The 20,609-nt window shown below is 55.7% G+C and carries 16 protein-coding genes and 1 pseudogene; 14 read left to right on the top strand and 3 right to left on the bottom strand.

Annotated elements, in window-relative coordinates; genetic code table 11:
- The first annotated feature begins 287 nt into the window (after positions 1-287).
- Genes ACXI0A_RS21535 through ACXI0A_RS21500 form a run of 8 tightly spaced genes read left to right on the top strand, consistent with a single transcriptional unit; the run spans position 288 to position 8,691 of the window.
- The gene (locus ACXI0A_RS21535) at positions 288-1,910 is read left to right on the top strand and encodes a TIGR04028 family ABC transporter substrate-binding protein (RefSeq protein WP_476146007.1); all 1,623 of its coding nucleotides are present in this window, start codon (positions 288-290) and stop codon (positions 1,908-1,910) included.
- 12 nt (positions 1,911-1,922) lie between these two features.
- Entirely contained in the window at positions 1,923-2,867 is a 945-nt protein-coding gene (locus ACXI0A_RS21530) for an ABC transporter permease subunit (RefSeq protein WP_476147129.1), read from the top strand.
- Positions 2,864-3,721, top strand: a complete 858-nt coding sequence (locus ACXI0A_RS21525; RefSeq protein WP_476146009.1) for an ABC transporter permease subunit — start codon at positions 2,864-2,866, stop codon at positions 3,719-3,721. The genes ACXI0A_RS21530 and ACXI0A_RS21525 overlap by 4 nt, the downstream gene beginning before the upstream one ends.
- Positions 3,718-5,328 (top strand): dipeptide ABC transporter ATP-binding protein, encoded by a 1,611-nt coding sequence (locus tag ACXI0A_RS21520; RefSeq protein ID WP_476146011.1) that lies wholly within the window; start codon positions 3,718-3,720, stop codon positions 5,326-5,328. Before ACXI0A_RS21525 ends, ACXI0A_RS21520 begins: the two co-directional genes overlap by 4 nt.
- Positions 5,325-6,329, top strand: coding sequence for a putative FMN-dependent luciferase-like monooxygenase (locus tag ACXI0A_RS21515; RefSeq protein WP_476146013.1), 1,005 nt, complete (start codon positions 5,325-5,327; stop codon positions 6,327-6,329). The genes ACXI0A_RS21520 and ACXI0A_RS21515 overlap by 4 nt, the downstream gene beginning before the upstream one ends.
- 12 nt (positions 6,330-6,341) lie before the next feature.
- Positions 6,342-7,445 carry an alkylhydroperoxidase domain protein gene (locus ACXI0A_RS21510; protein ID WP_476147130.1) on the top strand — a complete coding sequence of 368 codons (1,104 nt, stop codon included), beginning with the start codon at positions 6,342-6,344 and terminating at the stop codon, positions 7,443-7,445.
- A gap of 2 nt (positions 7,446-7,447) precedes the next feature.
- Complete coding sequence (locus ACXI0A_RS21505; RefSeq protein ID WP_476146015.1) at positions 7,448-7,819, top strand: peptidase dimerization domain-containing protein; 372 nt, start codon at positions 7,448-7,450, stop codon at positions 7,817-7,819.
- A gap of 23 nt (positions 7,820-7,842) precedes the next feature.
- On the top strand, positions 7,843-8,691 hold the full coding sequence (locus ACXI0A_RS21500) for a VOC family protein (protein ID WP_476146017.1): 849 nt from the start codon (positions 7,843-7,845) through the stop codon (positions 8,689-8,691).
- Positions 8,692-8,734: 43 nt separating this feature from the next.
- Here ACXI0A_RS21500 and fetB read toward each other — a convergent pair whose 3' ends face one another.
- Genes fetB through ACXI0A_RS21485 form a run of 3 tightly spaced genes read right to left on the bottom strand, consistent with a single transcriptional unit; the run spans position 8,735 to position 11,087 of the window.
- A complete protein-coding gene (gene fetB / locus ACXI0A_RS21495) occupies positions 8,735-9,502 on the bottom strand; it encodes an iron efflux ABC transporter permease subunit FetB (RefSeq protein WP_476146019.1) in 768 nt (255 codons plus the stop codon).
- A complete protein-coding gene (gene fetA / locus ACXI0A_RS21490) occupies positions 9,489-10,157 on the bottom strand; it encodes an iron efflux ABC transporter ATP-binding subunit FetA (RefSeq protein ID WP_476146021.1) in 669 nt (222 codons plus the stop codon). Before fetA ends, fetB begins: the two co-directional genes overlap by 14 nt.
- Positions 10,158-10,175: 18 nt before the next feature.
- Entirely contained in the window at positions 10,176-11,087 is a 912-nt protein-coding gene (locus ACXI0A_RS21485; protein ID WP_476146023.1) for an SIS domain-containing protein, read from the bottom strand.
- 510 nt (positions 11,088-11,597) lie between these two features.
- Between ACXI0A_RS21485 and ACXI0A_RS21480 the strand changes: the two genes are divergently transcribed.
- From ACXI0A_RS21480 to ACXI0A_RS21455, 6 genes and pseudogenes are all read left to right on the top strand, one after another.
- Positions 11,598-13,721, top strand: a complete 2,124-nt coding sequence (locus tag ACXI0A_RS21480) for a TonB-dependent siderophore receptor (protein WP_476146025.1) — start codon at positions 11,598-11,600, stop codon at positions 13,719-13,721.
- Positions 13,722-13,768: 47 nt separating this feature from the next.
- Entirely contained in the window at positions 13,769-14,860 is a 1,092-nt protein-coding gene (locus ACXI0A_RS21475; protein ID WP_476146027.1) for an ABC transporter substrate-binding protein, read from the top strand.
- 336 nt (positions 14,861-15,196) lie between these two features.
- On the top strand, positions 15,197-16,333 hold the full coding sequence (locus ACXI0A_RS21470) for an efflux RND transporter periplasmic adaptor subunit (RefSeq protein WP_476146029.1): 1,137 nt from the start codon (positions 15,197-15,199) through the stop codon (positions 16,331-16,333).
- A complete protein-coding gene (locus ACXI0A_RS21465) occupies positions 16,330-19,413 on the top strand; it encodes an efflux RND transporter permease subunit (protein ID WP_476146031.1) in 3,084 nt (1,027 codons plus the stop codon). Before ACXI0A_RS21470 ends, ACXI0A_RS21465 begins: the two co-directional genes overlap by 4 nt.
- Entirely contained in the window at positions 19,410-20,114 is a 705-nt protein-coding gene (locus tag ACXI0A_RS21460) for a heavy metal response regulator transcription factor (RefSeq protein WP_476146033.1), read from the top strand. The genes ACXI0A_RS21465 and ACXI0A_RS21460 overlap by 4 nt, the downstream gene beginning before the upstream one ends.
- Positions 20,098-20,609: pseudogene (locus ACXI0A_RS21455) on the top strand (heavy metal sensor histidine kinase); the annotation flags it as partial. The gene ACXI0A_RS21460 and the pseudogene ACXI0A_RS21455, both read left to right, overlap by 17 nt.

Genomic DNA, 20,609 nt, shown 5'->3' with positions numbered 1-20,609 from the left:
AATTATGCCCGACGGAACTTGAGCACGCTGACAGCATAAACATTAAGCCCGGGATCAAATATGCTCTCATTAAACTACCCTCAAAATGTCAGCCATAAATATAAAACCTCTACATTATAGAGAGTTAACGCCACGTTTGAGCGGTGAAGAATCTTAATTATTTCCCACAAGTCTATTCATTTTATTTTTTTCGCAAAAGCTTAGTGCAATTCCTTGGTTCTCCTCGCGAGTGCGGCATTTGATGATGAAATCCGCCCGACGGGCTATTGAATCATAAGGAATTCACCATGAGTAAGCATTTTCACTTGCAGGCACTGAGCTTAGCCCTGCTAACAGGGATTTTTAGCGCGCACGCAGCGGATACGCCGGTCAAAGGCGGCACGCTGGTGTATCTTGAGCAGCAACCCCATACCAACCTCTATCCCCCGGCCGGTGGTTTCTACCCCAACGGCGGTATTCTCAACCAGATCACCGATAAGCTGACGTGGCAGAATCCAAAGACGCTACAGGTTGAACCCTGGGTAGCGGAAAGCTGGAGCAGCAACGCCGATAAAACCGAATATACCTTTAAAATTCGACCGGGCGTCACCTTCTCCGATGGCACGCCGCTCGATGCCAACGCGGTTGCCAAAAACTTTGATACCTACGGCCTCGGCAATAAAGCCCTGCGCTTGCCGATTTCGGAAGTGATTAATAATTACGATCACAGCGAAGTTGTCGATCCGCTGACGGTGAAGTTCTATTTCAAAAAACCATCTCCGGGATTTTTACAGGGCACCGCGACCATCGGTTCCGGATTAGTCTCTCTTAGCACCTTGCAGCGAAGCTTCGACCAGCTGGGAGACGCCCGCCATATTATTGGCTCCGGTCCGTTTGTCGTCAGTGATGAGAAACTCGGACGCGAAGTCGATCTTACCGCGCGTAAAGATTATCAGTGGGGCCCAAAGAATATCGCTCAGCAAGGTCCGGCCAATCTCGATGGCATCAAAATTATCGTCACGCCGGAAGACAGCGTGCGCATTGGCGCGTTGCTGGCGGGCCAGGCGGACTTTATCCGTCAGGTACAGGCCTATGACGAAAAACAGGCACAGCAGCAAAACTTCCCGATATATGCAGCCCCCACACGCGGAATCAATGACAGCATCAGCTTCCGCCCCGATAACTCGCTGGTGAGTGATGTGATTGTGCGACAGGCGTTGCTGCATGCGACAAACGCCCAACAAGTGGTAAAAACACTCTTCTCGCCAAACTATCCGCAAGCCACCTCGGTCATTGCCAACTCAGCGGCAGGTTACGTCAACCTGTCCGACAAGCTTAAGTATGATCCTGCTTTGGCAAAGCAGTTGCTTGATAAAGCTGGCTGGCAAGTCGGCAGTGACGGTATCCGCGAGAAAGACGGCAAGAAGCTTGCACTGACAATCTATGAATCACTGCCACAGCCTCAAAACAAAGAAGTGCTGCAACTGGTGGCACAGCAGTGGCGTCAGGTCGGGGTAGCGCTGGCAGTCAAAGCCGGTGATGCGGGCAGCCGTACGCTAGACAATCTCGATCCCCTGAAAACACCATTGACGGTCTCGGAAGTGGGTCGTGCCGATCCGGATGTGATCAAAAGCCAGTTCTACCCCACTAACCGTGATGCGCTGCTGCAAAAAGGCGGCTCCAGCGACAAGGTGCAAAACTTCCGCGACGACAAGCTGAATGCACTGCTGGTGGATATCTCGGCGGAAGTGGATCCGGCTAAACGTCTGGCTCTGACTGGTGATGTCCAACGCTATCTGCTCGATCAGGCTTACGTGATCCCAATCTTCGAAGAGCCGCAGGTGTTCGCAGGTGCTCCCTGGTTCAAAGGCGTAAGCTTTGAAGCCGTGGGTCGTCCTTCGTTCTACGGCGCGTGGCTGGAAAAACACTAAGGCAGGCTGATGATGCAACGTTCTCTGCTGCGAAGAGTGGGTCAAAGTGTGCTGGTGTTATGGGCCGCGTTTACCCTGTCGTTCTTGCTGCTGCAGGTGCTTCCGGGCGATGCGGTACTGATTAAATTTCAGAACCCGGATCTGGGTTTAAGCCCGGATCAGATCGCGGAGATGCGGCTGGCTTATGGCGCGGATAACCCCCTTTGGCAGCAATATTTCCATACGCTGCTGGCGATGCTGCACGGTGATTTTGGCTATTCGGTACAGGCTGGCGTGTCAGTGAGCGATCTGTTGATCAGCAACCTGCCCGCCACCCTGCAGCTGGCCGTGCTGGGTTTTGCGCTGGCCACGCTGCTAGCCTTTGCGCTGGCGGCGTTATCTCGCTTGCCCACGCTGCGCATGTTGCGTTCGTTGCTGCAATCCGTTCCTGCGCTGTTTATCTCGCTGCCGACATTTTGGCTCGGCATCGCGTTAATTCAGCTGTTCTCCTTCCAGTTGCGCTGGATACCGGTGATCAACCCATCGCCATTGCAGGGTTTAATCCTGCCGGTGATCACGGTGGCGATCCCGATCTCCGCGCCGCTGGCACAAATCCTGTTGCGCAGTATTGACCAGATTTCAACGCAGCCGTTTGTGGCGGTGGCGCGAGCCAAAGGCGCCAGCGAAAGTCGGGTTCTTTGGCGACACGTGATGCGCAATGCGCTGTTACCGGTACTCAACGTGGCTGGTCTGCTGCTGGGCGAGTTGATCGCTGGCGCACTAATTACCGAAACCGTATTTGGTCTCAGCGGCATCGGTCAACTAACTCAGCAGGCAGTCAATAATCAGGATGTCGCTGTATTACAGGCGGTGGTGATGATCTCTGCGCTGGCCTTTGTCCTGATCAATCTGCTGGTCGATGTGCTGATGCCACTGTTCGATCCCCGTTTGCAACCTATCGCCGGAGGAAGCCGATGAGCCTCGTCGATTACGCCACCGCCCGCCAACGCGGTGCCACTCCACGTACCCAACGCAGCTGGCAGATTCAGCCCGGACTCTGGCTGGCCTGGGCGGTGATGCTGCTGGCCTTGCTGGCCGCGTTCGCGCCGGGTTTATTCACCCATTACAGCCCAACGCAAGGATTGCCCGGCGCGCAACGTTTAGCGCCGCAATCCGCGTATTGGCTCGGGACCGATCAGCTCGGCCGCGATCTGTTTACCCGAATTGTTTACGGTGCTTCACAGTCACTGGCCGCCGCCTTTGCCGCGGTGGCGATGGGACTGATTGGCGGCACAACGCTGGGCGTTTTGGCGGGCGCTGTGGGCGGGCGCACGGAAAACACCCTGATGCGCCTTGTCGATGTGCTGCTTTCTATTCCCTCATTGCTGCTGTCACTCAGCGTGCTGATTCTGCTGGGATTTGGCACAGTGCATGCCGCGCTGGCCGTGGGGATTGCCTCCATCGCCAGTTTTGCCCGGCTGGCGCGTGGTGAAGTGGTGCGTGTGCGCCGCAGCGAGTATGTCGAAGCGGCTTACGGCAGCGGCGGCAGTTTTTGGCAGGTGCTGTGGCGCCACATCTTACCCAACTCGCTGACGGCGGTGATTGCCTTCGCCGCGCTGCAGTTTGGTCAGGCGATTCTGGCGCTTTCCACGCTGAGTTTCCTGGGCTATGGCACACCGCCACCTACACCGGAATGGGGATTACTGATTGCCGAAGGGCGTAACTACCTGGCCACCGCCTGGTGGCTCACCACCTTCCCCGGCATCGTGGTGGTGGCCGTGGTGCTGGCGGCGAATCGGATTAGCCAACAGATCGCCGGAGGTCATGCATGAGTGCATTACTCGCAATAGAAAACCTTTCCCTCAGCTATCAACAGCGCGGGCAGTGGCGTGAAGTGGTTCACAACGTGAGCTTCAGCTTGCAGGCAGGTGAAATGGTGGCATTAGTCGGCGAGTCCGGCTCCGGGAAAACCACCACCGCACAAGCGATTATTGGCCTGATGGCCGAAAATGGTCGCCGTGACAGCGGCAAGATCGTGTTAAACGGCACCGACATTGCCGACTGGTCGGCTAAACGCATGGACAGCCTGCGCGGCGTCAGTATCAGCCTGGTGCCGCAGGATCCCGGCAACTCACTCAACCCGGTGAAAACCATCGGCGATCAGGTGGGTGAGATGCTGCAACTGCACCTGAAAATCAGCAAGTCTGAGCGCCAGCAGCGCGTGCTGGAACTGCTGGAAAAAGTCGGATTGAGCCATCCGCAACAGCGACTGACGCAGTATCCGCATCAACTTTCTGGCGGCATGAAGCAGCGGGTATTGATTGCGATCGCCCTCGCCTTGCGCCCGCAAATTATCATCGCGGATGAGCCCACCAGCGCACTGGATGTCACGGTGCAGAAACGCATTCTGGATCTGCTGGATGTACTGCGCCGTGAATCGGGCACCGCTGTGCTGTTTGTTACGCACGATCTGGCGCTGGCGGCAGAACGCGCCGATCGGCTGCTGGTATTCCGTCACGGCGAGATTCAGGAACAGGGTCCAGCCGCTCAGGTGTTTAACGCACCGCAACATCCTTACACGCGCCAGCTGCTACAGGATGCTTCGCCGGGCAACACTGTGCTGGCGATTTCACCTGAAGCAAAGTTTTCAACACCGGCGATCCAGCTTTCAGCCATCAACAAGCAGTTCTCACTCGGTAAACAGCAGCATTTACAGGTCGCCAGAGAGGTCAGCCTGACGGTGGCTCGCGGCACTACGCACGCGCTGGTCGGTGAATCCGGTTCCGGTAAAACCACGCTGGCACGCATTCTGCTGGGATTTGAACAAGCCGACAGCGGACGCATTGTGATCGACGGCATTGATGCCAGTGCACTGCACGGCGAAGCGCTTCGTCAGCTCCGACGCAAAATCCAGTTCGTGTATCAGAATCCGTTTGCATCACTGGATCCGCGCCAGACGCTGTTTGCCATTATCGAAGAACCGCTGCGCAACTTCGAAAAACTCAGTGCCGATGTTCGTCGTCAGCGGGTTGAAGCTGTGGCTCAGCGAGTGGCACTGCCGCTGGAATTGCTCACACGTAAACCGCGCGAACTCTCTGGGGGTCAACGCCAGCGCGTGGCGATTGCGCGCGCACTAATTCTGCAACCGGCGATACTGGTGCTGGATGAAGCCACCTCGGCACTGGATGTCACCGTACAGGCGCAAATCCTGCAGTTGTTGCAACAGCTGCAACAGGAGCTGGGGCTGACCTATCTGTTTATCACCCACGACCTCGCCACCGTGCGCCGCATTGCGCACAGTGTAACCGTACTGAGAGCGGGCGAAGTGGTCGAACAAGGTGACACCGTCACATTATTTAACGCACCTCAGCATACTTACACCCGTGCACTGATTGACGCCATCCCCGCTATCCGTCCGCTGATTAAGGAGTCCGCATGACGCGTAAACGCATTGGCTTTTTCACCCGCCTGCTGGATGAGGTATCGGCGCAAGAGCGCTATCGGCTCGCCACCGAACAGATTCAGCACGCCGAACGCTTGGGTTTCGACAGCGCCTGGATCGCTCAGCATCATTTTCATGAGAAAGAAGGCGGATTACCTGCGCCGCTGGTTTTCCTCGCTCACGTCGCCGCGCACACCCGCACGATTCGTCTTGGCACTGGCATTATTACGCTGGCGATGGAAAACGCGCTGCGCGTGGCAGAGGATGCCGCCGTATTGGATCTGCTCAGCAACCAGCGGCTGGAGGTCGGATTAGGATCGGGCGGCACGAAAACCTCTTTCCTGCCCTTTGGCTTAACCATCGACCAGCGCGCCAGCGTATTTGCCGATCAGCTGCACACGCTGCTGAGCGCCTGGCGCGGCGATACACTGGCCCATCCGGATAATCATCTCTACCCGCCAGCGCCGACATTGGCACAGCGCGTGTGGATCGCCACATTCTCGGTTGAGGGTGCCGCGCGAGCCGGCGCCGCAGGCCATGGCTTGATGTTGTCACGTACGCAGCCGCGTCCGCCAGGCCAGCCTGATTTGCCGCTGGAGGCGATACAAAATCCGATGATCGATGCCTATCTGAACGCGCTACCGGACGATATTGCCCCGCGCATACTCGCCTCGCGCACCGCGTTTGTTGCTGATTCGAATGACTATGCGCGTCGTCTCGCGGAGCCAGGATTGCAGCGTCAGGCTGAGCAGTTTCAGGCTGCTGGCCACGTTATCACCGGCCATACGCTGGAAAGCCATGCGCGCCAACTTGATGCGCACTTTGGCGATGCGCCTGCAGTGTTAGCGTCATTGCGCGCCGACTCCACCTTGCAACGTGTCACCGATATCACCTTCCAGGTGCACTCGATCGATCCGCCACACGCCGACATTCTTCGTTCCATTGAATTGATCGCTGACCATATCGCCCCTGAGCTACGCGCTCAGGAACAGGCTTAACAGGAGAATATGATGTCTCAACCCGTTGATTTACTGGCCGCCCTGGCGGATATCGACCCCGCATCGGAACTCGCGTTAGCACGTAACGAGCGCCACGCTGCCACTCAGCACACGCAAGGGAGCTATGAGGTGCTGTTTGGTGAAGATGATGCAGATCTCCCTCTACAATGGCGGTTTGCCTTAGCCGCGCAGGTCGCCGACTGGCACGGCGCCACCCGTTTACAGGCGCATTATCAGCAGCAGGTGACGAATAAGGCACATGACGCGCGTTTCGCGGCCGGTCACGCCTTTGCCGAACTGCTCAGCCTGCACCCAGTGGATGCAGCCCCCAAACACCTTCAAAACCTGCAAAGCGCTGGCTGGACGCCGCGTGGCATCGTCACCCTCGCACAGTTAATCGCCTTTGTGAGCTTCCAGAGTCGTTTACTGACCGGCTTACGCCTGCTCAATGGCGAGCAGAGTGATACACAAGCGCACGCCGTAGCAGGCAAGTGGCACGATGTCCCGTTGACGTTGAGCGGTCAAACCGCCCTTACCGCCTTTACCCAACAGGAATTGGGCTGGGAACCCTGGCTGGCAGCTAAACCGCTCAATGAATTCACGGCCGATGAACAGGCTACGCTGAAGAAAAACGGCCACAGCGACTCCGATTATTTCCGCCTGCTGGCACGTCATCTGCCGCTGCTGGAACAGCGCACGCTGACCGATAAAGGCATCTTTTACACCGCTGGCGGATTGCCGCGTGCCGAACGTGAACTGGCGGCCACGGTGGTCAGTAAAGTGAATGGCTGCATCTTCTGCGCCTCAGTCCATGCGCGTAAAGCCAGCCAGTTATCGAAAGACGATGCGGCAGTACAAAAGCTGCTGAACGTTGCGCCGGGCGCAGAGTTGGCACACGGCCAGTCACCACGCTGGGCCGCGATTATTGACCTGGTCGCCACGCTCTCCATCACTCCTGCTGCCGCTAGCCTGCAGCAGGTGCAGACATTACGCGATCAGGGCTTAAGTACGCTGGAACTGCTTGATGCGATCCAGTCCGCCGCTTTCTTTGCCTGGGCAAACCGTTTGATGTTGACGCTGGGCGAGCCCTTTTTACCTGAACAAGCACAAGGATGACCATGACCGGGCAAACCCATTCCACGCAGCGTTTTCACATCACCCTGACCGGAAAAGGCGCGCATGCCGCGCGCCCGCATGAGGGCATCGATGTGATTGTGATCGGTAGCCATATCATTTCCGCGCTCTATGCACTGCCGGTCCGACATCGACAATGGGATCTTGGCATTACGCGCATCACTGCTGGTAACAGCTGGAATGTGCTGCCTCAGACGGCAGAAATCGAGGGCATCGTGCGCAGTCAGGATCAGCATACCGATACGCAAATCACCACCCTGATTGCCGGCATTGCCGCCGGTTTTGGCGCGGAAACGCACGTCAACTGGCAGCCACTGTCAGCATCCGAACCGGACGCGCCAGCATGGGCGCGGTGACCATGAGAGCAAGGAGGAAAGCGATGGCGATTTCAGTACCGATTCCCCGTCTGGATCACGTAGTGATCAACGTGGCCGATCAGTTAGATGATGCCAGTGCGCTGTTTCGCCGGTTGGGGTTTCAGCTCACCGAACGCGGCCATCATTCGCTCGGATCCAGTAACCATCTGGCCGTGTTTGGTGATAACTATCTTGAGCTGCTCGGCTTCGAGCCGGGGCGCGCCAGTTTACGTCAGGATGTGTGGCAGTCACCCACTGGCCTGAGCGGGTTGGTGTGGAAGACCGACGATGTCGATGCGGTATGGCGTTATCTTGAGAGCCAGGACATTGATGGCGCTCTGCCCGCCAGTTTTTTCCGTCCGGTACAGTTACCCGATGGCAATGAGGATCAGGCACGTTTCCGCACGGTGCAGTTACGACCAGCGCTGGTGCCGAATGGGCGCAGTTTCTTTTGCCAGCACGAGACCCCACATGCGGTGTGGCAGGATGTATGGCGTCAGCATCCCAACGGCGTGACCGATATTGTCGAATTTGTGGTGGTGGCGCAGGATCCCGCGGCGGCGGCACAACCTTACAGTCGGCTGTTTGGGGCGAATGCGCTCACCGCCTGCCAGGAAGGTGCCTTCGTATTAAAAGCGGGCGTGGCAACCGTGCGCTTCGCGGCTGCCGGATATGTCACACAGCGTTTCGCCGGATTACCACCTGATTACAACGGCAGTGCACGCATGGCGGCGTTAAGCTTGCGTAGCACTGATCTGCGCAAGGTAAAAGCCAGCTTATTGCTGGGCGATATCCCGTTCCAGGAAGAGGAATCCGCCCTAATCGTCAGCGCTGAAGCTGCCTTTGGCGTGGCGCTGCGGTTTCAGCAGTGATCCTCAAAAACAAGGGCGGCCCTGAGGGCCGTGCCCTGCCCGATTAGTTACCGATCTTCAGCTGTGCACGCGCGGTATAGAAACGACGATAAGATAAATACGCCGCGATAATGGTTGATAGGCTGGCGGTACCCATCAGCATAAAGGTCACCATAATCTGGTATTTGATCGCTTTCACCGGATCAATACCGGCGAAAATCAATCCTGACATCATGCCGGGAAGACTCACCAGTCCCACTGTTTTTGCCGCATCAACCGTGGGGATCATCGCCGCGCGAATACTGTCGCGAATCAACCGACCCGAGGCCACTTTTATCGAGGCGCCCAGGCTCAGCATCTCTAAAATCTTCTGCCGGTTATCACTAAACCGTTGATTAAGATTGCTGTAGCACAAGCCCACTGCCACCATGGCGTTGCCCGCGATCATGCCGGAGATGGGGATCACCTGCATCGGGATAAACTCAATAGCGCCACTCAACAGCAAAATGGTGAGGGTGAGCGCCGTGCCGGTGGTGATCGCCACGAAAGAGATCGCCAGCGCGTGGTCGATATTGCGGCTGCGTTTACGCGCGTTCAGTGCCGCATTCACGCAGATAAAAAGCACCATCAGGATAGTCAGCCAACGGTTGTTGAGGTCAAAGATCGACTTCAGCACATAACCCACAATCACTAACTGCACGATGGCGCGGCACACGCTCCAGATGATGTCCTTGCTCATGCCGAGCTTCTCTTTCTGGCTGATGATTAGTGCGATTACCACCAGCATCAGCGACAGCAGCAGTGAGCTATCGGTAATATTATGCTGACTCATGCGACTCTCCTCTTTCCGGTGCCGTTAATCGCAGCACTTTCTCAGCATGCTGGATCTCATCGGGATCGTGACTGATCAACACCACCGCCAACTGTTGCTCCTGCACCCGCTGCTGAATCAGCTGTTGGATCACTCGTTTGTTCTCTTCGTCCAGTGCGCTCGTCACTTCATCTAACAGCAAAACTTTGGGCAGGAATTGCAGGTTTCGCAGTAAACCCACACGCTGTTTCTCTCCCCCTGACAGCTGATCCACCTGTTTTTCCAGCATCTCCGCCTCCAGATGCACGCTCTCTAAAGACGCAATCAGCGCTTCGCGTGAAGGCTTCTGCTGACGGATTTGCCACGGCAGCGCCAGATTGTCATACACCGTCTCGCCAAACAGCTGTGGCGTTTGAAAGCAGTACGACACCTGCTGGCGATATTGCTCAGCTTTCACCGTGGTAATATCGCGGTTTTCAAAGCGAATCTGCCCGCCAATGGGTGCCAGCAGCGAGGCCATAATTTTTAACAGCGTGCTTTTACCACTGCCGGAAGGCCCGGTCAGCAGCAGAAAATCACCGGCATGGAGTTGCAGTGAAACGGGTGCCAGTAAGGTTCGCCCTTGCATGGCATAAGTGATCCCCTGCACATCAAGCAGAGGAAAATCGCTGGTCATGATTGCTTCCAAATTAGGTCAGGACTTGTTGGTTTTGCGCGCACCGGGGCGCGTCAATGCGTTACTGATCTCATACAGTTTGCTCATGCTTTCCATGGTGGCAACCGGCGTGGTAGCCGCCAACCCCAGCACCAAAATCTCCAGACAGATCATCGGTGTCGCATGTACCGGCATTTTCTCCGCGTCGCGACTGCGGGGGATCTCAATGGTGACGTCAGCACGTTGAGCAAAGATACTGTCGGGCGCGCCGGTGAGCACGATGATTTTCATCCCCAGCCGCTGCGATTCGGCGAGCGTCACCAGCCCTTCGGGGTGCGCGCTACTTTGTACCAGCATGATCAACACATCGGCATGACGCATCTCGGCAATTTGTTCGCTGAGGGCAATGCCGGTGCGATTTAAGACATACGAAGATGTGCCGTTGCGTTTGAACAGTCGGGCCGTGTAATCGGCCAGTATTGCAGATGCGCCAATGCCGAAAATAGCGACGCGATCTGCCTGCTGCAGCAGATCGATCGCCTGCTGGATCGCCTGACGGTTGGCGCTGGAAGCAAGCATATCGCAGCTGATGCGATAACTATCCAGCACGAAATCAACGCTGCCTTTGGCATCCTGTGACAGGGCATTGACCGTGGAGGCCACGCGTGCCGGCGAGCGCTGTGTGACGCCCAGGAACTCCGCCATCACAATCTTCAAGTCGCGGAAGCCGGAGAAACCTAATGCCTGAATGGCACGGATCACCGTGGCATCTGAGGTTTGGGTATCGATGGCAATGCCAAGCGCGGTTTTATCCAATACCACACTCCGGTGCTGATGGATGTAATTCGCCACTTTGAACAGGCGCGGCGTGAGCTGATGTTTAGCGGCGTGAAAACGCTCACCGTAGAGATCGTAGGGCCGTTTGCTGGTTTTTGGCACAGAATCAGTCACGGAAAAACACCTTATTAATAAGTAAGTTACGCTACCCAACGTGACCATCACAACGTCATGCTGCGCGAGAGTAATTCAGAACAGGTCACGAAGCAAAGCGTGAATGCTCCCTTCCCCCTCACTACAGAGGCAGAAGTAAACGTATTATTCCGATGAAAATTAAGAATACCTTAATTTAATTAAAATAAGTTTACCGCTTCAATGCATTAACTTCACTGCAGAATGGGAAGTGATTGCCGCTAAAATGTAGTCAAATAAAAAACCGATCAATGAAACTACATTCACTACTACATTTGCAGAATAATTATATATAAAACAGAGCATTTAAAAACTACACGTTAGCTACAGTTGCATGAACCCGTTGTTTTATGCAGCAAAAATCCGCAGATAAATAATAAAAAAAATACGTCAATGCGATGAAAAATCGACGATTTCTGGTTGTAAATAGAAATCAATCTCATTACCATCCAGCCTTCTCAATATTTCCCTCTTTTGATGCGGATTTAAATAATGAAGTATCTTTGCTTAATTTCACCAGCGGTTAAATATACGCTCTCTGGCTCACAGGTATTATTGGCTTCAACGCTGCTCTACAGCTATTCCGCCAGCGCCGCCGACTCCACGTTAACCGTGACCGCCGCGCCCGCCTCTTCCACCAGCAGCTACAACCAGGATGATGCCGCCGCCACACTGCGTACCAACACGCCACGTAATGAAACAGCGCAGTCGATCAGCGTGGTGACGCCGCAGGTGATGAAGGACTATCAGGTCACCAGCCTGAATGATGCAGTGAAGTTCGTCAGTGGTGTCACCCAGGGCAATACTCTGGGCGGTACTGAAGATGGCTTTGTAAAGCGCGGTTTCGGTTCCAACACTGACGGTTCAATCTTTATCGATGGCGTGCGCAGTAACCAGGGTCTGACCATGGATTCCAGCATCGATCATGTTGAAGTGCTGAAGGGATCATCGTCGCTGCTGTTCGGCATTCTTAATCCCGGCGGCATCATTAATCTGGTCAGTAAAAAGCCGCAATACGAATGGAACACCCACGTCAGCGGTGAATCCAGCAGCTATGGAGGTGGCACTGGCATGGTGGATATCACCGGGCCGCTCGGCAACGGCTTTGCTTTCCGCATGGTGGCAGAGCGTCAGCGCGAAGACTATTGGCGCAATTTTGGCGTTAACGAGCACACCTTGCTGGCGCCGTCATTGAGCTGGTATGGCGACCGTGCGTCATTCAACGTCAGCTACGTTGAATACAAATACGATGTGCCTTACGACCGTGGCACCGCGTTTATTGGCGGTAAACCGGTGGATATTCCCTATAACCGTCGTCTGGATGACAGTGCTAATCATGCCTGGGGCAAAAACAAACGCCTGAATGTCACCTACGGTTACAACCTGAATGACATCTGGGATACGCATCTTAACTATGGCTGGATGCAGCGTCGTTACGACAGTAATGAAGTGCGCGCCACCGCCATCAACACCACCACCGGTATCGTCTCGCGCCGCGCTGATGCCAACCGTGGTTTCAACCACCAGACCGAATATGTCTCCTGGGATGTCAGCGGTTCACCCACTATTGCGGGCATGCAGCACGACCTGTTAGTGGGTGTCGATTATGAGCAGAATGAAACCTACAAAGCGCGATCCTATCGCGGCACCGTTTCACGCAGCTTCAATATGTACGATCCGGTGTACGGCGAAGAGCCGATCGTCAGCGACAGCACCTATAACGATGCGCTGAGCAATCTGCGCACCAATCTCTATAGCCGTTCAGTGTTTGCCAAAGACAGCATCCATCTGACGGATAAATGGATCGCGGTATTAGGTGGTCGTTTCCAGCGCTATACCCAAACCTCCAGCAACGGCTTTATCGATCCAGAGAGCACGCTGAACGATCGCGGTAATGCCTTCCTGCCGCAGCTTGGCGTGGTGTACAAAGTGTTGCCGGACGTCTCGCTGTACGGCAGTTTCAGCAAATCCTTTACGCCATCCACCCAAACTGATGATGACGGCAATGTGGCGTCCACCGAGAAAGGCACAACGTGGGAAGTGGGTTCAAAATGGCAGGTTGCGCCCAATCTGGCCGCCACGCTGGCGCTGTATCGTATTGATGAAGAGGACATGTCGATTTTCATCAACGGCGTGACGCGCAACATTCCGAAAGCACGCTCCACCGGTGCGGAACTGGAGGTCAACGGGGAGTTCGCACCTGACTGGAATTTGATCGCCAACTACAGCTACGACAAAACCGAGATTGTTTCCGACAACGTCAATCCTGACAACGTCGGCAACCGTCTGGTGAATGCGCCGACCAATATGGGCAGCCTGTATCTCAGCCACACCCTGCGCTTTTCGTGGCTGCCGGGTGAACTGCGCCTTGGCGGCGGTGGACGCTATGTCGGTACCCGTGCTGGCGATCCGGAAAACAGCTTCGTGATGCCTGCCTATACCGTGGCCGATGCGTTTATTGCCTGGGACAGCCAGTTGATCGGTAAACACACCCAGCTAAAGCTCAACGTGAAGAACCTGTTTAACCGAGAATACTACGAATCCAGCGCCGGTAATCTGCGCGTGATTGAAGGTGAACCGCGCGTCATGTACTTACAGGCCGCTGTCGACTTCTAATTTGTTGCGCTCCGCCTTGCACGGCGGAGCCCACTGTGAGCAACGCGATGAAAAGAGTGCTACTGACTTTACTGCTGTTATTGCCACTGGCGGTGCAGAGTAAAACCCTGACGGATAGCCTGCAACGCCAGGTGAACGTTCCGGACAATCCACAGCGGATTGTGATTGGCGAAAGCCGGATGATCTATACCCTCGCGCTGGTGGAAGACGGCAACCCGGCGAAACGGGTGGTCGGCTGGCCCGCTGATCTGCGCAATCTTGATAAACAAACCTGGGATCGTTACGTCAAATCATTCCCGGAGATTGGCAAGATTACCCAGATTGGCAACTCCAACTTCTCGCAACTTAACGCAGAGAAGATTATCGCCCTGCAGCCGGACTTGGTGATCCTGCCGGTGTATGCCCGGACTCCGCCTAATAACTCGCAGTTTATGCTGCAGCTACAGGCAGCGAATATCCCGGTGCTGTTTCTCGATTTCCGCGTAAATCCTCTCGCCAATACCGTTACCAGCCTGCGCACACTCGGTGCGGCACTCAATGATGAAGCCAAAAGTGAACGCTTTATTGCGTTCTATCAGCAGCATATGCAGCGCATTCGCGATCGCTTAGCCAACTGGCACGGTACACGGCCGAAAGTAATGTTGCAGTTACATCTGGGTAAGAAAGCGGAATGCTGCACCACGGTCGCCCATGGCAATCTGGCGGATTTGATCGCCTTCGCCGGTGGCGACAACATTGCCGCCGGTCGTTTCCCCGCCGTGTTTGGTCAGCTCAATCCGGAAGCGGTGATTGCTGCTAATCCCGACATCTATATCGCCACCGGTTCTTCTGGCCCGGAAGAAGCCAGCGCGCTGCAACTCGGCCCATTGGTGAATGCGGAACAAGCCAAAACCACCTTCCTGCGTGCCTTAGCACAGGACACCACGGTGTCAGCCCTGCCCGCCGTGCAGCAGCAACGTGCCGCGGCGTTCTGGCAAAATTTCTATATGAGTCCCTGGCACCTGCTGGCCGCCGAGTTTTTCGCCAAAACTTTCCACCCACAACTGTTCCACGATCTCTCTCCCGACGAGACACTACGCGAGATGAACCAGCAGTTCCTGCCGATTCCAGAAACCGGCACCTACTGGACCCACAATTGATTTTTATGGGGCAGCTAACTGAAGCGCAACAGTCCTAAGGTTGAATTAATCTTGGTTCGCGAAAATAGCCTCATGACCACGAGGATATTTTTATGAAATCGATGTTTGTCCGTCCCGCCAGCGAATATATGGCGCTGGCGCTGAGCCTGTTTGCCGTTGTGAGTTTTCTGACCATCTGGTTCACCCACTAAAACGCCACGCAGTGGCGTTTTTCTTTTGGTAACCCACTGACGAAGCTGCACATCTGAAGATGACAAATTTGTCATCTGCCTCTTTCCATTCTGTTCGGTGGCCTTCGATAAACTTGTGAAAAATTACTCTGCTCGTCGAGGCACCATGGCTTTTCAATCTAAACACTCTCTTCTGCTGATGGTCGGTTTGATCATCGCCGGGAGCGGCTGGTACTTCTGGCCGAAACAGCAGGCCGATGCGGCCGTCAAACCCGCCCACGCCCCCGTGCTGGTGAGCATGATCAGTGCCACGGTGAAACCGCTGCCGATTACGCTGGCAACACAGGGCCATGTGGTGCCACTCAATCAGGTCGATATTCAGGCACAGTTGACCGGCACGGTGAAAAGCGTCGATTTCCACGAAGGCGATTTTGTAAAAGCCGGACAGCTGCTGTTTACCCTCGATGATGCCAGCCAGCAGGCGGCTTACGATCGCGCAGTGGCCGCCGCAGGAGAATCCAAAGCGCTGCTGGTAAAGGCGCAGAACGATCTGCAACGCGGCCGCCTGTTAAAAGCGAAAAACTACATTTCTCTGTCTGACTGGGACACGCTGCAAAGTAACGTTCAGCAATATCAGGCCCAGTTGAAAGCGGCGCAGCAGGATGTGCAGACCGCGCAGGTCAACCTCGGCTATACGCACATTACTGCGCCGGCTGCCGGTAAAACCGGGGCGCTGAATGTGCATCCCGGCAGCCTGGTGCAGCCCGGCAGTACCTTGCCTCTGGTATCGCTCATTCAGTTCGACCCGATTGGTGTCGCGTTTACCCTACCTGAGAACGATCTAAAGCCCGTGCTGGCCGCGCAAACCCAGGGCGCCGTCACGGTGTGGGTTGAGGACGCCAGCGGTAAGCCAACGCCAGGCACCCTCGACTTTATCGATAACAGCGTCAGCACCACCAGCGGTACCATTACGCTTAAAGCGCACTTCGATAACCATCAGCATCTGCTGTGGCCGGGTCTTTACCAAAACGTCAAAGTGGATGCGGGCGTCACGCCCGATGCCGTGGTGTTGCCGCCGCAGGCAGTACAAAACGGCCCCGATGGTCATTTCGTCTATGTGATTGATGGACACAATCAGGCGCAAGCACAGACCATTACACTGCTACGCGTGCAGCAGTCGCTGGCGGTGATCAATGGACTCGCGCAGGGCACTAAAGTGGTGAATGAAGGTGCGAATAACTTACGCCCGGGCATGACGGTGCAAATCGCCAGCAACATTGATAAGGCGGTAATGCAGCCATGACCTTCTCTGAACGCTGTTTGCAGCGGCCGATTGCAGTGCTGTTGTTTTGGATCGCCATCATGGTGGCGGGTGCAGTGTGCTGGCAGCATTTGCCGGTGGCTGCCCTGCCCACGTTTGATACGCCCACCATCAAAGTGAACGCCTCCCTGTCAGGCGCCAGCCCGGAAACCATGGCCTCCTCGGTGGCCACCCCGCTGGAGAAGAATCTGGCGACCATTCCAGGCGTGGCGATGATGACCTCGACCAACCTTGAGGGCGCCACCACCATCGTGCTGGAGTTCGATCCCTCGGTGAATATCGATTCAGCCTCGGTTGATGTTCAAGCCGCGCTGTATCAGTCACTGAAAAAGCTGCCTTCGCAGATGACCACGCCGCCCACCTTCCGCAAAGTGAATCCTGCGGATGCGCCGATTGCACAGATCAGTCTGGATTCGCCCTCCATGACGCTCTCCGATCTCAACCGTTACTCGGACGATCTTATCTCGCCGTCGCTGTCGATGATCAAGGGCGTGGCAGAAGTCACGGTAATTGGTCAGAAGCGCTATGCCGTGCGCGTGGAAGTCGATCCCGCCAAACTCGCCGCCACCAACATGACGCTGGAAGAGTTGCACACCGCGCTGAAAGCAGCCAATGACAACTCCCCAGTGGGTGAGCTGGATGGCAAACGTCAGATGATGATGTTGCAGACCAGCGGTGACCTGCGCAATGCCAGCGACTTCAGCCAGGTGGTGGTGGCAACGCGCAATGGCCAGCCGGTCAGACTCTCGGATATTGCCAGCGTGCAGGACAGCATCGAAAACACCCTGAGCCACAGTGCGGTGAATAATCACACCGCCATCGTGCTGAGTGTGACACGCCAGCCGGGGGCTAACCTGGTGGCGACGCTCGACACCATCAAGCAGCTGTTACCAAAATTACAGCAGCAGATGCCCGCTTCGGTGCACATGCAGTTGCTCAATGACCGTTCGATCTCGGTGCGCAACGCCATTCATGACGTCAATCTCACCCTGCTGCTCACCATTGCGCTGGTGATCATGGTGATCCTGCTGTTCCTGCGCCATGTGCGCGCCACAATCATTCCCGCTTTGAGCGTGCCGATTTCGTTGCTGGGTGCGTTTGGCCTGATGTACGCCTTTGGCTTGAGTCTCGATAACATTTCCTTGATGGGTTTGACCATCGCCGTCGGGCTGGTGGTGGATGATGCGATTGTGGTGCTGGAAAATATCATGCGCTACATCGAACAGGGTGAAGATCCTAAAAAGGCGGCGCTGAAAGGCGTCAGGGAAGTCGGCTTTACCGTGATTTCCATCTCGCTGTCGCTGGTGGCGGTGTTTATTCCTATCTTCTTTATGCCCGGCACCATGGGGCTGCTGTTCCATGAATTTGCCTGGGTGGTGTCACTGGCGATTCTGGTCTCCGCTGCCGCCTCACTCACCATCATCCCGCTGCTGGTGCCGATGCTGATGCGTCATGATGCCCATCACGCCAGGCCGGAACCGGCATGGAGCCAGCTGTTTGAGCGCTGGTTTGAGAATTTACGTCAACACTATGCGCGTGGCTTGAATTGGGCAGTGGATCACCGCGCGGTCACGCTTTCAGTCGCGGTGTTAACCGTGGCGCTCACCGCCTGGCTTTATACCAGTGCCCCCAAAGGTTTCTTCCCACAGGAAGATATCGGACAGGTCACAGCAAATATCGATACGCCACAGGATATGTCCTACGACGCGCGCAAAGAAGTGGCCTTCCAGTTGGGTAATACGCTGTTAAAGGACGGCGCGGTTGAGACATTGGTGACGAAAGTGGATCACGACACCACTCAGCTCAACATTACGCTGAAGGACGCCAGCCAGCGCCCGGCCATGGCGCAAGTGTTGCAGCAGATGCGGGCTGAAACCCATTACATGCCAGGTATTCAGGTGTTCTTCAGTCCGGTGCAGAACTTTAAGGTCGGTGGCCGTGCGGCAAAAAGTACTTATCAGTACACGCTGCAATCGGTGAGCAGCAGCAGCGGCTTAAGCCTTAACGACTACACTAATCAACTAATGGCGGAGATGAACAAGAGCGGCGTGTTTGTCGGTGTCAACAGTGATGCCCAGCTCAACGGCTTACAGGCGCAGCTCACCATTGACCGTAACAAAGCCTCACTACTGGGCGTCGATCTCGACCAGATCCGCAGCAATTTGTACGCCGCGTTCGGCACGTTGCAGGCTTCCACCATCTATGCACCGGAAGACAGCTATGAGGTGATCATGGAAGTGCAGCAGCCGTTCCGTCAGAACGAGAGTGACCTGTCACAGATCTATGTTCGTTCTGCCTCGGGCGATCTGTTGCCGCTGTCGACCTTCACGCATATCAGCCGTGTGCAGGGCGTGACCGCCGTGAATCATCAGGGACAGTTGCCGGCCATCACCATTTCCTTTGACCTCGCGCCAGGCAAATCTCTGTCCGATGCCACACAAGCCATCAGTCAGGCGGAAAGCGCCATCAACCTGCCCGCCACGGTGTTTGGTAACTATGCTGGTCAAGCGGCGCTGTATCAGCAGTCGCAGAGTAGCCAGGTGTGGTTGATTGTGCTGGCGCTGGCGGTGATCTATGTGATTCTCGGCATGCTGTACGAGAGCTGGATCCATCCGATTACCATTTTGCTCGGCCTGCCCTCTGCGGCCGTTGGCGCGCTGCTGTCGCTCAGGCTGATGGGATTGGATCTGACCTTTATCGCGATGATCGGCATCTTACTGCTGATCGGTATCGTGAAGAAAAACGCCATCATGATGATCGATTTTGCCTTGTCGGCACAGCGTGAACAGGGGTTGAGCGCGCATGACGCCATTATTCAAGCCTGCCTGCAGCGCTTCCGCCCGATCATGATGACCACCCTGTGCGCCATCATGGGTGCGCTGCCGATTGCCTGCGGCTGGGGTGCTGGCGCTGAGTTACGCCAGCCGATGGGCGTGGCCGTGGTCGGTGGCCTGGTGTTTTCACAATTCATCACCCTGTTTATCACGCCGGTACTGTATCTGCTGTTTGACCGCACCGGCGCGCGTCTGGATGCGCTGACCCACGCGACGGAGGAAGCATGAGACTGTTATTGGTAGAAGATCAGCAGATGGCGGCGGATTACATCGCCAAAGGCCTGCGCGAGAATGACTTTGTGGTAGATGTCGCCGCCAACGGCATTGACGGTCTGCACCTATTACTTACTCACGATTACGACCTGGCAATTCTCGATGTGATGTTGCCCGGCATCAACGGCTGGAAACTGCTGGAGATGGCGCGCCAGGCCGATCGCGCTACCCCGGTCATGTTTCTGACTGCGCGAGATGATATTGAAGATCGCGTTAAAGGGCTGGAGCTGGGCGCGGAAGATTATCTGATCAAGCCCTTCTCTTTCAGTGAACTGCTGGCACGCGCGCGGGTGATCCTGCGCCGTCAGACGCCCAGTGCGGTGTTGAGCAGTGATGAATCCCAGTTACAGATTGGCGGCCTGGTGCTGGACTTTGTGAAGCACAAGGTTTCACGCGAAGGCAACCGCATCGAACTGACGCAGAAAGAGTTTCTGCTGCTAAGCCTGTTGATGCGCCGCAGCGGTGAAGTGTTGTCGCGTACGGTGATCGCCGAGCAGGTGTGGGACATGAATTTCGACCCTGAAACCAACGTGATTGACGTGGCGATCCGCCGTCTGCGCGGCAAAATTGATGATAACTATGCGGTAAAACTGCTGCACACCATTCGGGGTGCCGGTTATGTCCTGGAAGAAAAAGAGCATGCTGATACCCCGTAACGTCCCGATCACCGTTCGTCTCACCCTGTTCTTCTCACTGGCGATGGCGATTGTCCTGTACAGCGTCTCCGGCCTGCTTTATCAAACGTTACGCGACCAGCTCAACAGCAAAGATGTCAACGAACTGCGCAGCACGCTGCAGTTTCAGAAAGAGATTGCCAGCACCATTAGCGAACGTCAGGGTCCGCAGGAGCAGTGGCAGAAGGAGTTGTTTGAATTTATCGCAGAGCAGGATCGTTTGTCACTGCGCATAATCAGTCCGGATGGCAAGGTCTGGTCTCAATCGAAAAATATGCGGGTGCCACAATCCGCCTATCCTGCTCCGACCAAAGATTTTAACTACCAGAGTTGGAAGCACCATGACGGTGAGCAGCACGAGAAGTACCTTATTACCGCCACCACTTTCCCGCTCAAGGACAAAGAGATGTGGCTGGTGCAGGCCGCACTCAACGTCTCACGCAATAATGAAATCATCGAAAATTACTGGGCGCGCAT

The organism is Pantoea sp. C1E2 (assembly GCF_056491465.1).
Note: the sequence above shows the minus strand (reverse complement) of the source record. Positions and strands in the feature narration are given on the sequence as shown.